17 protein-coding genes are annotated in these 13929 nt (G+C 47.3%); 10 read left to right on the forward strand and 7 right to left on the reverse strand.

The genetic code is table 11. The features are described 5' to 3' along the window. Positions 1-10: 10 nt before the first annotated feature. The 3 genes from QQL66_RS15575 (at position 11) to QQL66_RS15585 (ending at position 2985) form a co-directional block, all read left to right on the forward strand. On the forward strand, positions 11-1420 hold the full coding sequence (locus QQL66_RS15575; RefSeq protein ID WP_284382640.1) for an MFS transporter: 1410 nt from the start codon (positions 11-13) through the stop codon (positions 1418-1420). Position 1421: 1 nt separating this feature from the next. Then, the gene (locus QQL66_RS15580) at positions 1422-2042 is read left to right on the forward strand and encodes a LysE family translocator (protein ID WP_284382641.1); all 621 of its coding nucleotides are present in this window, start codon (positions 1422-1424) and stop codon (positions 2040-2042) included. Positions 2043-2169: 127 nt separating this feature from the next. Beyond that, the gene (locus QQL66_RS15585; protein WP_284382642.1) at positions 2170-2985 is read left to right on the forward strand and encodes an acyl-CoA thioesterase; all 816 of its coding nucleotides are present in this window, start codon (positions 2170-2172) and stop codon (positions 2983-2985) included. A 42-nt stretch (positions 2986-3027) separates the two neighbouring features. Here the strand turns inward: QQL66_RS15585 and QQL66_RS15590 are convergent, their stop codons facing one another. Further along, positions 3028-3456 carry a globin family protein gene (locus QQL66_RS15590; RefSeq protein WP_284382643.1) on the reverse strand — a complete coding sequence of 143 codons (429 nt, stop codon included), beginning with the start codon at positions 3454-3456 and terminating at the stop codon, positions 3028-3030. Positions 3457-3623: 167 nt separating this feature from the next. Between QQL66_RS15590 and QQL66_RS15595 the strand changes: the two genes are divergently transcribed. Then, positions 3624-4079, forward strand: a complete 456-nt coding sequence (locus QQL66_RS15595) for an META domain-containing protein (protein ID WP_284382644.1) — start codon at positions 3624-3626, stop codon at positions 4077-4079. Positions 4080-4206: 127 nt separating this feature from the next. Next, entirely contained in the window at positions 4207-5331 is a 1125-nt protein-coding gene (locus QQL66_RS15600; protein WP_284382645.1) for a fatty acid desaturase family protein, read from the forward strand. A 76-nt stretch (positions 5332-5407) separates the two neighbouring features. On the opposite strand, the gene QQL66_RS15605 is transcribed toward QQL66_RS15600, so the two are convergent. After that, on the reverse strand, positions 5408-6310 hold the full coding sequence (locus QQL66_RS15605; RefSeq protein WP_284382646.1) for an alpha/beta fold hydrolase: 903 nt from the start codon (positions 6308-6310) through the stop codon (positions 5408-5410). Positions 6311-6426: 116 nt separating this feature from the next. On the opposite strand from QQL66_RS15605, the gene QQL66_RS15610 reads away from it, so the two are divergent. From QQL66_RS15610 to QQL66_RS15620, 3 genes are all read left to right on the forward strand, one after another. Further along, complete coding sequence (locus QQL66_RS15610; RefSeq protein WP_284382647.1) at positions 6427-6825, forward strand: acyl-CoA thioesterase; 399 nt, start codon at positions 6427-6429, stop codon at positions 6823-6825. Positions 6826-7049: 224 nt separating this feature from the next. Then, positions 7050-7430, forward strand: a complete 381-nt coding sequence (locus tag QQL66_RS15615; protein ID WP_284382648.1) for a DUF3461 family protein — start codon at positions 7050-7052, stop codon at positions 7428-7430. Between the two features lie 129 nt (positions 7431-7559). Further along, the gene (locus tag QQL66_RS15620; protein WP_284382649.1) at positions 7560-8132 is read left to right on the forward strand and encodes a YfaZ family outer membrane protein; all 573 of its coding nucleotides are present in this window, start codon (positions 7560-7562) and stop codon (positions 8130-8132) included. Between the two features lie 207 nt (positions 8133-8339). Here QQL66_RS15620 and QQL66_RS15625 read toward each other — a convergent pair whose 3' ends face one another. Further along, positions 8340-10205: a DEAD/DEAH box helicase gene (locus tag QQL66_RS15625; RefSeq protein WP_284382650.1), complete on the reverse strand. Its 1866-nt coding sequence runs from the start codon at positions 10203-10205 to the stop codon at positions 8340-8342. Between the two features lie 193 nt (positions 10206-10398). Between QQL66_RS15625 and QQL66_RS15630 the strand changes: the two genes are divergently transcribed. Continuing rightward, positions 10399-10848, forward strand: a complete 450-nt coding sequence (locus QQL66_RS15630; protein ID WP_284382651.1) for a YaiI/YqxD family protein — start codon at positions 10399-10401, stop codon at positions 10846-10848. 5 nt (positions 10849-10853) lie between these two features. Here QQL66_RS15630 and QQL66_RS15635 read toward each other — a convergent pair whose 3' ends face one another. From QQL66_RS15635 to QQL66_RS15650, 4 genes are all read right to left on the reverse strand, one after another. After that, complete coding sequence (locus QQL66_RS15635; RefSeq protein ID WP_284382652.1) at positions 10854-11141, reverse strand: type II toxin-antitoxin system RelE/ParE family toxin; 288 nt, start codon at positions 11139-11141, stop codon at positions 10854-10856. 3 nt (positions 11142-11144) lie between these two features. Next, the gene (locus QQL66_RS15640; protein ID WP_284382653.1) at positions 11145-11411 is read right to left on the reverse strand and encodes a type II toxin-antitoxin system Phd/YefM family antitoxin; all 267 of its coding nucleotides are present in this window, start codon (positions 11409-11411) and stop codon (positions 11145-11147) included. A gap of 181 nt (positions 11412-11592) precedes the next feature. Then, complete coding sequence (locus QQL66_RS15645; RefSeq protein ID WP_284382654.1) at positions 11593-12201, reverse strand: hypothetical protein; 609 nt, start codon at positions 12199-12201, stop codon at positions 11593-11595. 138 nt (positions 12202-12339) lie between these two features. After that, positions 12340-12720: a hypothetical protein gene (locus QQL66_RS15650; RefSeq protein ID WP_284382655.1), complete on the reverse strand. Its 381-nt coding sequence runs from the start codon at positions 12718-12720 to the stop codon at positions 12340-12342. A gap of 453 nt (positions 12721-13173) precedes the next feature. Here QQL66_RS15650 and QQL66_RS15655 point away from each other — a divergent pair, with 453 nt between their 5' ends. Beyond that, positions 13174-13923 (forward strand): enoyl-CoA hydratase/isomerase family protein, encoded by a 750-nt coding sequence (locus tag QQL66_RS15655; protein WP_284382656.1) that lies wholly within the window; start codon positions 13174-13176, stop codon positions 13921-13923. The last annotated feature ends 6 nt before the right edge of the window (positions 13924-13929 follow it).

Consider the following 13929-nt stretch of genomic DNA (forward strand, 5'->3'; position numbering starts at 1 on the left):
TCCCTCCTGAATGAAACAGACCTCTGACAAGCTCATTATTTGGATCATCATCCTGACCCAATTTGCCAGCCCCTTCATGTTTTCCGGAGTCGCAATCACTCTGCCACAAATGGGTCGCGAACTGGATGCCAGTGCCGTAGCACTGGGCCTGGTTGAGTCTGTGTATTTGGGGCTGTCTGCCGCACTACTTTTACCAATGGGCCGAATTGCTGACGCCACCAGCCGGGAAGTATTGTTCAAAATAGGGTTGGTCGGATACGCGATCTGTACCTTCACCATCAGTCTGCTTCCTGATATCTATACGGTCATTCTGGTTCGAGCCGTTCAAGGCATTTTTGCAGCGTTTATGATGGCGACTGGTATGGCCATCATTTCGCACAAGGTGCCCAAAGAACAGTTGGGCCGCACCATGGGCTTTTGCATTGGTGCCATCTATGCGGGTCTTTCCGCTGGCCCACTCATCGCAGGTTGGGTGACAGAGCATCTGGGCTGGCGAGCGGTCTATATTCTGACCTTTGTACCGTTAGCCATATCCACAGCACTCGCGGTCTGGATTCTTCCTCACCAATGGAAACCAATGGAAGAGAAATTCGATTGGTTTGGCAGCTTGCTGATCTGTATTTCAATCGGCTTGCTGATCTTTGGCAGCGCCTCACTGCATCACGGTCATGGGGGCTTTTTGATTACTGCCGGTGTGGTGGTGTTAGGGTTATTTTTTGCTCTGCAATCCAAGCTGACGCATCCGCTGTTGGATCTTCAAGCAATGAAAGCCAACAAAGATTTCAGCCATGCACTGATTACCCAACTGTTCATGTACGCAGGTGCCTTTGGCGTCACCTTCCTATTGGGTTTATATTTGCAATCGGTGCGTCACTACAGCGCTCAACATGCCGGGCAAGTTTTAGTGCTTGGCCCAGTGCTAATGGCGATCATGGCTCCGATTTGCGGTCGACTTGCCGACCGTTTTAATAAACGCGCGATGACCAGTTTAGGGGTCACAATGGCCATCATCAGTCTGGCTCTGTCGTTACAACTGGACGATCAATCGGGATTAGCCATACTAATAGCAATCATCTTGACGCAGGGCTTGGGTTTCGCCCTGTTTTCGTCGCCCAACATGGCTATCGTGATGAGCAGCGTGCCACCCAGTCAGTACAGTCTGGCGTCGGCTCTAGGGGCTAAAATGCGGTCACTGGGAATGGTCCTGGGGATGATTTTAATTACCACTATTACCTCAGTATATCTGGGCGAACAAAGCATTGATGATGCGCCGCAACAGTACATGCAGGTGATGGACACCACCTTCCTGATTTTTATTGGATTACTAGCCGTAGCATGTTGGCTGTCGGTTACTACCATTAAAGATCACAAGGTCACAACAACGCACAGAGAAACCTCAAACGCCACCGAAGGTAATTAATATGTTAACGCTTGAAACCATTACGTTATTCTTCACCGCCAGCGTGTTGTTATCAATCTCCCCCGGCCCGGACAATATCTTTGTGTTGATGCAATCCATCACCCAAGGTCCGAAAGCCGGTATGGTGACAACGTTAGGGCTGTGCACCGGCTTATTGGTTCATTCCACCGCTGCCGTATTGGGCGTGGCGGTAATTTTTCAAACCTCAGAAATCGCATTTACGGTGTTAAAACTGGTGGGGGCCGCCTATCTGCTTTATCTCGCCTGGGGCGCCTTCCGGGCTAAAAGCTCTGAATTGAGCAAATCACAAACTAAAACGCCTCTGAAAAAGCTGTATTTCCGAGGCATTGCGATGAGCACCACCAATCCGAAGCTATCGATCTTCTTTTTGGCGTTCTTACCCCAGTTTGTTGATCCGGCGTTAGGCTCCGTCAGCCTGCAATTGACCTCATTAAGTGCCATCTTCATCGTGTCTGCATTGCTGGTATTTAATGCCATTGCGTTAATGTCCGGCCATCTTCGTAACTATCTGGCGGACTCAGATAAGGCACAAACCGTGCTGAATCGAGTTGCCGGCTTTGTGTTTGTGGGACTGGCTCTGAAATTAGCCACCACACGCTGATTCATCTCAATCATCAAAAACTTAATGCCATGACTCTTGCTCATGGCATTAATTCAGCACTTTCATTGGTTCTTCTCCCTCGGTACTCAGTATGATGAGCGGAAGATCATCAGCGGAGCCCTTCGTCATGCAACGATTCCATGAAATTATTAAACAGATTGCGAGCCAACAGCAGGAATACGACATTCAAGTTCCGGAGCACTGGGGACAAGGCCGAGCAACCTTTGGCGGGCTTATTGGCGGTATTCTGTATCGGGCCATGCGCTTCCATGTGGATCAAGACAGACGCATTCGCTCGTTAAATATTTCTTTCGTAGGGCCAGTTTCGCCGGGGCCAATGCAGGTAATCGTAAATGTCCTGCGTAATGGCGGTTCGGTGACTCACGTAGAAGCCAGAGCCGTTCAGAATGATCAGGTTCAATGCATGGCATTAGCCAGCTTTGGCAGTGACAGGGAATCCAGCATCGAAGTACCCGCCAAAAGAGCACCCGAAGCCAGAATACCGGTGGAAGAGGCAAAAGAGCTGCCATACATCAAAGGCGTGACCCCGGAGTTTGTTCAGCAAATCAGAATGCGCTGGATTGATGGCGGTTTTCCTTTCTCTGGCAGTCAATCGAATATAATTGATGGCTATATGCAGTTCAGAGATCAGGCAGAACAACTGGATGATCAAGCGTTCGATGAAACAGCCCTGATTACCCTGATTGATGGCTGGCCACCGATTCAACTGTCTAAGATGAAGAAACCTTCACCCGCCAGTTCACTCACCTGGGCATTGGAATTCATCCAACCCATTGAAAATCTAACGAAAGACAGCTGGTTACGTTATCAGGTAGACATTGACCACTCCCATAATGGCTATGGTCAAAACCATGCCCAAATTTGGTCTGAAAGTGGTGAACTACTGGCCATCAGCCGACAAACCGTCACGGTCTTTGGCTAGGTCTTTAGCTTATGTCTAAGAACTTAACTCATAGTTAAGTTCTTAATCCATCTGATTGGCATAGGGACTGTTTGCGCCGTCTTGCATCACGCCGGCAATGATGGTGTAGGCTTCCACCCAAGCGGCTTTTACCTCAGGTGTGAAAGCCGATTGCAGTCCTTGTTCCAAGGTCCACAACAGCGCCGTTGCTACCGTTTGATAATGGTGGGGTTCGACTTTATAGACAGTGTGCCGGCGACCTAATTGCCAGACATGGAGCTTTAACTGCTCGAATCTCTGAAGACCACGTACCACCAGCGTGATGATTTTCATCAGCTTCCGACCCTGCTCCTTGATATCGCCTGAGAACAGAGGTTTCAAAGATGGGTCCAGTTCAAATAAACGACCGTAAAAAAGCTCTGCGGCTTGCTCTGAAATAGGCACAACTTTTTCCCATGATTCTTGAACTAATTGCACTTGTTCCGGTGTCATCTGCACATCCTTATCGTATTATTTCCAAGCCACAGGTAGAGTAAATACCTTCACATACCAACGGCCCATAAATACAGTTAACCAAGTCTGATAGATCGATTACTATGATTTAATTATCGGCCAGCTAACGCATTGCTGGAATTTTGAACACTCAAACGGAGATTCTTATGTCGATTGCACCGTCCATCAGTGCCTTTCACCAATTTTTCACTTGGATACTATTAACTGTAGCTGTCATTTCAGTGGCTGCCTGTTCAAGTTTCTCCGGCCCGGACAATGCCCCGCTTAGAGAGACGCACTGGCAGGTAACCGAGATTTTTTCCTACCCGGTGACAGCCAAAGAAGAGCAACAAAGTGCCTACTTACAGTTTTCAGCCAATGGAAAAGTCGAGGGGCATTCGGGCTGTAATCAATTATTCGGCCAGTACCACCTACAGGATTCCATCATCTACTTCACGCGCATGGCCAGCACGCGCATGGCCTGTGTTGGCCAGGCCGATGAAATCGAAGGTTATATGCTGGATCTTCTGAAAGAGCCGAAACTCTGGATCATCAAAGGTGAAACGCTGGTGTTGTTTAACAAAGAGCAGCAGGTTCAAGCGCGGTTCAAATCGGTCTATTAATGCGCGCATCCTAGCAATAGCTCATCAAGAATCCCGACTGATACTCTAACCCCCATAAGGTAGTGCTTCATCTATAGTATAAGAATAACCTCATGGGTCTCCCTTTCTGGGCTAGGAGGTCAGTCGCATGTCACAGAATACCTCGTCATCCGATCACCAAAACACGGGTCACACGGATGAACAATCTAATGGATCATTTGATCAATGCTCTTCGACGAATCCACCCATCAATCAGGTGGATCAATCAATCGAACAACCAAACGATCAACCAGGCAACCAACAAAGCTATCTGGCACGGGAAGAAGTTCAGGCGCTGAGAAAAGCCAATGATTTGAAAGCGGTCTGGGGACTTGTCTTCAACTGGCTTTTGGTGGCGGCTTCCTTTGCCTTGGTGGGCTATGATGCCAACCCGATTACGATACTGGTGGCGATGATCATTATTTCCGGCCGTCAGCTCGGCTTTGGGATTCTGTTGCACGATTGTTCTCATCGCTCCTGGTTCTCCAAAAGCTGGATGAACGACCATCTGGGTCATTGGTTAGCAGGGGTTCCGATTTTGGTACCCATGCGCTTTTATCGCCCTTACCATTTTATTCACCACACCAAGACCGGCACGGAACTCGACCCGGATGTGGATAACATTCGGAACTACCCCGTCACCAAAGCCAGTATGCGTCGAAAAGTCTGGCGAGACTTCACGGGCCGCTCCGGTTTGAAAGCCTTATATGGCGTGTTATTTTTTGCCAATACCGGCCGAGTTGGGAACACCGTTTCTCTCGGGAATAAGCAAAATCAGCGCACAGCTCAGGAAACCCGCGATTTTGCCTTTGCCAACTTCCGCGACATTCTGATCTTTCACAGTGCCTTCTTTGGCATTTTCTGGATGATCGGTGAACCTATGCTCTACCTACTGTGGTGGGCATCTTATATCTTCACCTATCCGTTCATCATTCGTCTGAGACAAGTAGCAGAGCACGGTGCTATGCCGAAGTTATCGAGTAAGGATGTTCGGGAGACCACCCGAACAACCCTCGCCAGTTGGTGGGAACGCCTGACCTTTGCGCCAAATTATGTGAATTACCATTGCGAGCATCACTACCAACCGACTGTGCCGGGCTACAATTTGCCGGAAATGCACCGACTGCTAAGACAACGGGGGTTCTATGAAGACCACTCTGCGGCGTTGGTGCAAGGCGGCTATCGGGAAGTTTTTCGCCTTGCTTCGTCCCAAAAGAGATCCCGTTCCAAGTGATCCTCTTATGCCAGTTAACTCTTTTGCTCGTTAACCCCTCATGCCACTAAGCTGATCATCCGAGCTTCACGGATGATCAGACTTCAAGCGCCGACTGTTCTATTTTGAAACGATCACTGAGCCCTTCCAGAAACGCAGAGACCACTTTCTGAGGAGCTTCCACTTGCGGATAATGGCCGATCTCTTCCAACTCGGTGACTTTAGCTCCCGGAACCAGCTTCCTAAAACGGTTAACCAGATGTTGACCGGAAATCGGGTCAATCACGCCATCAATGAGATGCAAGGGCATCGCTACCGCATCAGACTGCTGTAACGCCCCCACCCAACGCTCACGAAACTCCCGACGTTCCTGCATGTAATAAATTAACTGCGGAACGACCAAGCGCCCTTGTTTGTACTCAAGCAACGTCCATAGCTCATCGATATCCGACAAAGTTAACCCGTCAGAACAAATCCGCTGAAGACTGTCCGTAAACTTCTTCTTACTCATCAACTTCGCCAGGATAGATCCTATCGGACTCATCAGTAACTTTTGAATCAGTAAGGGTTTATGGGTTTCCGGGAATAACCCGCCATTTAATAAACTGACGGACTTAATCTCAAAGCTCAGACTCCCTTCAATATGACGTGCCAACAGCTCTTGCGACACCGTATCGCCATAGTCATGCCCCAGAATATGAACCGCCGGTAACTTCAGTTGCTCCACTAAATGCACAATGACATCGGCCTGCTTCGCAATGGAATAACCAAACGACGTAGACTTGTCCGAAAAGCCGTAGCCCATCATGTCTGGTGCAATTAAATCAAAGTTCGGGGTTAATAGCGGCCAGATGCCCTTCCAGTCGATACTGGCGGAAGGAAAACCATGCAGTAGTAACAAAGGGTCGCCAGCCCCTTCCCTTTTATAGAACACCCGGTGCCCCTGATAAGAGAAGTAGTCACCTGAACGCTGCCACTCTAGTAATACTTCAGAGAGCATATCATCCTCGTTTTATGAGCTTTTATTCATTATTATGGCCCCACTTTAAATTGATACTCGACCAGACACAAGAACTGATACTATTATCAATACCTTATTTTCACTGGGAGGGCTGCATGCACATCTACCGTACTCAAGTCACCGATCAGGACCTCGACCATAACCACCACGTCAACAATGTGGTCTACATTCAGTGGATGCAAAACGCCGCTGAAGATCACGGCCAGACCGCAGGCATTATCGAGCTGTCCGATAAAGATAATGGCACCTGGTTTGTTCGAGAGCACAACATCGTTTACAAACAACCTGCCATGCCCGGTGACGAGGTGATGATTGAAACCTGGATCGAAAACATCAAAGGCTTCCAATCGTTGAGAAAATACGAGATCAAACGTACTTCGGATCAAGTTCTATTAGCCAGTGCCTACACTAACTGGGTCTATGTGGATAAGGATCAAGGCAAGCCGAAGAAAATCCCTGCCGAATTCAAAAACATGTTCAACTGCCCTGCTTAGTGGATCGGCCAAATAGACTCGGCTACATACACTTGGCTATACATACTTGGCCATAAAAGCAGAGCACGAATAGCATCAAAGAGATGACATAAACAGAGTGATCATTTAAGCACGCATTTTATTGATCTAGGCGGACTTTCTCCGATAAATATCTGCTAGTGTTTAAGTCATCACATAGCACTTTAAATCCCTAGCGAATATCAATCAGCAGGGTGGAGGCCAATATGGAATACAATTCGTTAAAGTCACTGGGCGTCAAGCACATAGAAGACATTGAGAAATATTCTCTACGCAGTGAATTAGATCAGGACGTCCTCAAAATTTACCATGTCCGTAAAAAAGGCGAGCTGTTTCAGCGCAGTGAAAAGTTTAAATTCCCTCGCAGAAAACGAATGGTTCGTTCGGATGTAAATCCTTCCGAATACAAAGAAATCAGTGAGGTCTCGTCCGTACTGACTCACGTACTGGCGGAGCTGGATGACATCACCAACCACGTACATGATGAGAAATCGGTAAAAGAGCAAATCTTGTCAGATCTCAGACATCTGGAAAAAGTTGTTCAGAACAAAATCGCCGAAATAGAGTCAAAGCTGGATCGCCTTTAACGCTATTCTTGGGCTATCGCCAGATCTAATATCCTTCAAGACACCGGATGATGCTTGGTAAAGTTGCTTTACCAAGCGCGATCACGCCACTAAGATAGCCCCCATCAAATATCAACGAAAGGGATTCTCATGAAAGCACCTATCTCACACAAACTCTCTTCGGCCCTAACATTGGCTTGCGCCGTGGCTTTCTCTGCATCCGCACAAGCAGGAGATTTCGAGCTTCAATTAAGCGATGACTCGGTGTACGCAGAAGTTTCTTCGCCTGATTCCACGCCAATGAGATTCTCAGCGGGCTATCTGTATCACGAAGACAGCCGCAATGTAATGAATCTTGATTTTCATGCTCAGAATAAATCAAGCTTTCAAGGCAATGACACGCACGTGGGCTTAGGTATGAAAGGCATTGGCTACCACGAGCACAACCTTGATGGCTTGGGCATGGGATTAGGTGGCTTTGGTGAGATTGAATTGAATCAAGTGCCAGGTTTATCGCTGGGTGGCTCACTGCATTACTCGCCAAGCATTCTGACCTTCAGCGATGTGGATGATTTCCTGTGGCTTGAAGCCTACTCAAATTACGCAGTGATGCCTAATGCAGCTGTGCAGTTCGGTTATCGTTATATCAAAGCCGATATGGAAGAAGGTAAAGACCGCTCGCTTGAGTCTTCAGCGTTTCTGGGGATTCGCTTCCAGTTCTAAGTGAAGCTTATTCCGTTTCTGTATCAGGAACGGAGATAAATCCTTCCCATAAAAAAAGCGCCGGATGATCTCACCCGGCGCTTTTTTCGTTTTCTGGATCTGATCCTGACGATTAAATCCAGAACAGCTCATCTAGCAAACTAATCTAGAAAGCTCATCAGAAAACTCATCTAGAAAGCTCATCCAGAAGAACTACGCAATCAGAGATTAATCTTCTGTCTTGCGCGGCTTTCTCGGCTTACGCGGCCCTTTAGGCGCTTCACCTTCCGGGCGACGACCTTTGCTGGCTAAACGCTTATCACCACGAGGCTTGTCACCCCGAGGCTTGTCACCAGAACGTCCACGATCAGAGCGACCTTTCTTAGGCTTAGGCCCTTGAGTGGCTTTTGCCAAGCGCATTTGCTTACCAACGATTCTCACACCTTTCAGATGCTCAAATACCTCTGCTGGCATGCCTTCAGGCAATGACACATAAGAATGATCTTCGTGAATGTCGATGCTACCAATGTAACGGCTTTCAATGTCCGCTTCGTTAGCAATCGCGCCCACAATATGCTTAGGCTCAACACCATCGGCACGACCGATTTCCATACGGAACTCTTCCATCGGAACACCTGTGTCGCGTGGCTGACGCTCACCGCGTTCACGCTTAGGACGGTCACCACGATCGCGGCCACGGCCATCTCGTCCATCCCGACCTTCTCTGCCATCACGCTCTTCGAAGTCTTTACGACGTTCACGCTTAGGACGATCTTTCAACAACAGCGGCTCATCACCTTGAACCAGCTTCGCCAATGCCGCCGCGATTTCAAGCGCAGGAATGTTCTTCTCTTCCTGATACTGCTCGATCAATTCCTGGAAGAACTGAAGATCTGTTTCAGAACCCAGCGCTTCAGTAATGCGATCTTTAAAGCGAGACACACGACGATCATTCACGTCTTGCGTTGACGGCAAGGTCATCTCTTCGATGGTCTTATTAGTTGCACGCTCAATAGCACGCAACATACGACGCTCACGCGGCGCAGCAAACAGAATTGCTTCACCACTACGGCCCGCACGACCAGTACGGCCAATACGGTGAACGTAAGCTTCAGTGTCATAAGGAATGTCGTAGTTGATTACGTGAGTAATACGCTCAACGTCCAAACCACGTGCCGCAACATCGGTTGCGATCAAGATGTCCAATTGACCGTTCTTCAAACGCTCAACGGTACGTGCACGGGATTGCTGTGCCATGTCACCGTTCAACGCCGCTGCTGAATAGCCACGGGCTTCCAGCTTCTCAGCCAATTCTTCGGTCGCATTCTTGGTACGTACGAACATGATCATGCCGTCGAACGGCTCGGTTTCAAGGATACGGGTCAACGCATCCAGCTTGTGCATACCACTTACCATCCAAACACGTTGACGGATGGTAGACGCCGTCTGAGTTTTTACCTTGATGGTAACTTCTTTCGGGTCATTCAGATAATTAGTCGCGATACGCTTAATTTCTTTCGGCATGGTTGCCGAGAACAACGCAATCTGACGTTGCTCTGGTGTTTGTTCCAGAATCCATTCAACGTCATCAATGAAGCCCATGCGTAGCATTTCGTCGGCTTCATCCAGAACCAAGGTCTGAAGATCGGACAGATCCAGCGTACCACGACGCATGTGATCCATAACACGGCCCGGAGTACCTACAACCACGTGAACGCCACGCTTCAACGCGCGAATCTGAGAGCTGTAGTCTTGACCACCGTAAATAGGTAACACGTGGAAACCTTTACGACGAGCTGCGTATTTTTGGAATGCTTCTGCTACCTGAATAGCCAGCTCACGCGTTGGAGCAAGAACCAAAGCTTGAGGCTTGCTCTTACGAATATTGATGTTCGCTACCAGAGGAACAGCGAACGCAGCAGTTTTACCGGTACCGGTTTGCGCCTGACCAAGGACATCGTGTCCTTCCATGACGTAAGGGATAGTTTCTGCTTGGATTGGAGAAGGGGTTTCATAACCCACGTCTTTAAGCGCCTTCAGCACATGATCGGGTAAACCCAGATCGCCGAAGGTCACATTTAACTCATCTGACATTTGGAGGCCTTATAGAGAAAGGAAAAAAATAACGGACCACCCTAGGATCTAGACAGATCAACATCAGACACGATCGCCACCCTGGCAATCTCACAATCCTTAAGTGGATACGTTTCACAGGCGCGCAGTATAGCGACTAAACGTATATAATGCATGTTCCTTTTCGTATCAAATTAACTTCCGGGAAAAAATCATGCCTATATGGGTCGATGCCGATGCCTGCCCACGAGTCATCAAAGACATCTTATTTAGAGCGGCTGATCGCGCTGCCATAGAGTTGATTTTAGTTGCTAATCAGCCGCTTGCTACTCCACCTTCAAAATTTATTCGATCGGTACAAGTGATGCCCGGCTTCGACGTGGCCGACCACTACATTGCTCAAAACATCATCGAAGGCGATTTAGTGATTACCGGTGATATTCCTCTGGCCGGTGAAGTCATCGAGCTCAAAGCAACTGTCCTGACACCGCGCGGCGAAAGCCTGCACAAAGGCAACATCGGCCCACGCTTGACCATGAGAAACTTTATGGAAGACATGCGAAGTGCCGGTCAAGTAAGCGGTGGGCCACCCGCGATGAATCAAACCGAGCGTAGGGATTTTGCGAATAAACTGGATCAGTGGATTGCGAAGTTGAGGAAGTAGATAATCTAAGGCAGTTTAAGCAGGCGTTCACTACGCCATACACGAATAACTTTAATTGCCTGACTCTCGCGGAGATACACAACTCGAAATGGCGAATGAATCAGTTCACGAATAGATTCATCATTAAACTCCGGCACAACCCTCCCAATTTCAGGGTGGGTTGCCAGAGTTTCGACATGCTCAATGATGGATGCAACAAAATCCTGGCCTATTTGAGGAACACCCTGCTCCGAATAATACTCTTTGATGCTCTTAAGGTCTTCGACTGCCGATGCTGAAAAAGAAATATTCACGCACTAAAGACCTAACTGCTTTTTCACTTCATCGATATCAGAAGTATCACCTTCCTTAATCTCCATTAAACCTTGAGCAACCGCCTTTACAAACTCAAGTTCTTCTTTAGCACTTTCGTAATCATCCAATCCCTGAACCACCGCTACACCACGACCTCTGCTCGTTAAAAGCACTGGTCGATGCGTATCCTTAGCATGATTGACTACTTTACCGGGATTAACTTTAAGGTCAGACAATGGAATAACGTCTTCAGAAAATTTTGTTTGCATCGAGAAAGCCCCCATCAAAGACCTACTTATAGCACCTATTAACAGGTCTTTTCAAGAAAATCGACAACCAAAACGGAGAATAGGGATTTTTCGAATAAGCAGGATCTGAAGATTGAGAAGTTGCCTAGAACGCCCGCTTAAAATGCACCGCCAGGCGTTATTTTTGAAGCCTTTGTTATGTTCATTTACCTCGAATCTTAGGGCCAAAAAATCGCTCCACCTTCCTAACCGACTCAATTATCTTTTGGCTGAATTCGTCATCATCCGAAACAAAGTACACAACCTTGTTATTCTCAATAACTCGATCAGGGCTACTATCAACTTTAGCTCCAGGGCCGGCATAAGCTCCTTTCATCCAGAAATGCAGCCAAATGGCACCTCTTAAATCCCCAATACGTTGCTGCATTTCATTGAAACAGTTATGAGCACTATCGGACCATATCGCCTTTGCTTCAAGACGTATTGTTTGTAACTCTGTCCACTTTTCATAAAGTGAAGACATACGTTCATCATATATCCTTTGCTCTTCTTCAAGTCTACGCCCAGCATCAACCTCTTCTTTACTTAGGTACAACATTGGATTTCTAACAACTTGAAGGGCCTGCTGGACTTCATAAGCTTTTAAAACTGCCTTTTTAGCGAGTTCATATTCGCTTGTTCCTCGCAGTTGTCGCCTCCAAGTGAATAGACCGCATGTACCAATAATAAGAGCACCAACAGTGCCTATGATTGAAAATACATCCTTGGTCAATGACCAGTCGATTTCACTTATAGCGATGCATAAATTCAATATATTCTCCTAAGCATATAACGTGCAGCTTTACGGTAATTGAATGACGGACTTTTTGTGCAACAAAGCGAAATGCACAAAAAAGACCGACTGAAATTTGTCCGTAACAGCGCCTGACAAGCCCCGGTCATATAGAAGTTAGGCTTTCTCTCGCAGTAGGGATAGAATCTCTCTTGTATGATCTGCATTATCAACTATTGCTCGTGTAACCTGTGCAGCTACAACCATAAATAAACCAGAGATGACTAGGCCAAGTCCAGGCAACATAGCAAAAACATCAAAGCTAGACCCTTGCGAAGCCAAAGCAAGGGCACTAAATACTCCAATAACAACTGTAAGCCAGCCGATTACGGATAATACGTCAGCTATAGTACGAGCTGAACTATAGCTCGATTGGTAACCTAGGCTCTTTTGCTGAGTTAAATTACTCTGCGGTTTCACTTCATCAACTTCATCAGGTAAATCATTTTCATCGATACCCAACAGAAATTTCTTTATAGGACTTCCTTGATTACTCATATTATTCTCCTTTATATGACTTAAGCCTAAAGTTAATTCTACGTACGCATATCCACTTTCGTATGATGCATACCATTATTCATGGAAAGCTATATAAATCAAAGAGACTGTTCATAGTTATCTAAAGCTAAAATCAATGCGTATTGAATGCGCTTCCCCCGAAAAACTTGTACACAACACGCTCACCCACTAAAGTGTCGTCTGCTTAATTAAGGAACCTCTGAACAAGTCCACTCTAGCTCAGCGGGCGCCCTTCGGGGCCTTAAGAGAAATGCCTCTTTTTTGTTGCGGCTTTTTGACGTAACCCTTCGGGTCGAACCCGTTAGCCTTCAAAACCGCGCCTCAAATAGACATTTCTCTTATAGGCCTGAGCAGAGAGGGAGTTATTCAGAGGTTCCTGAAGTGCTCACGCAGTCGTGACATCACTGAAACCATCGCATAGGAAATCCGATCATGTATCAAGACATTACCTTGACCATTGAAAACCGTATTGCTCACCTTCAGATTAATCGCCCTGAGTGTTTGAACGCCATTCGTATTCAAACCTATCAAGACATCATTGCGGGCCTGAAAGAAGCTGATGCGTCAGATGATGTATCCGTGATCGTGATATCAGGTGCGAACAACGTGTTCACTGCCGGTAATGATCTAGCGGATTTGGTAGATGGCGACACTGAAACTTTGATGGCGTGTGTTCAAGGCATCATCGAGACCAGTCACGCAGTCACTAAACCAGTGATTGCAGCGGTAGAGAAAGTGGCCGTAGGCATCGGTTCTACGCTGCTTCTGCACTGCGATATGGTCATCGCTGCTGAGAACACCAAGTTCCGTATGCCGTTTTCTCTATTGGGTGTATGTCCGGAAGGTGCTTCAAGCTATCTGTTGGAAAAACACGTTGGCCCTAAAATTGCCGCTGAGTTGCTAATGACTGGCCGTTTCTTTAGTGCCCAGGAAGCGGAAAAATGGGGTTTCATCAATCAAACCTGTGAAGCGAAAGAAGCCATCAATAAAGCGATGGAGCTTGCCGGTGAGTTGCTGAAACTACCAATGCCTTCGTTGTTAGAAACAAAACGTTTACTAAGAGCTGAAACGGCAGGAAAAGTACCTCAGGTTTCAAGAGACGAGCTAAATGCCTTCGTACCACTTTTGGTATCAGACTCAACCCAGGCTCGTATTTCTATGATGCTGAAAGGCGCTAAATAAGCACCT

Source organism: Litoribrevibacter albus, assembly GCF_030159995.1.
Lineage (GTDB): Bacteria > Pseudomonadota > Gammaproteobacteria > Pseudomonadales > Litoribrevibacteraceae > Litoribrevibacter > Litoribrevibacter albus.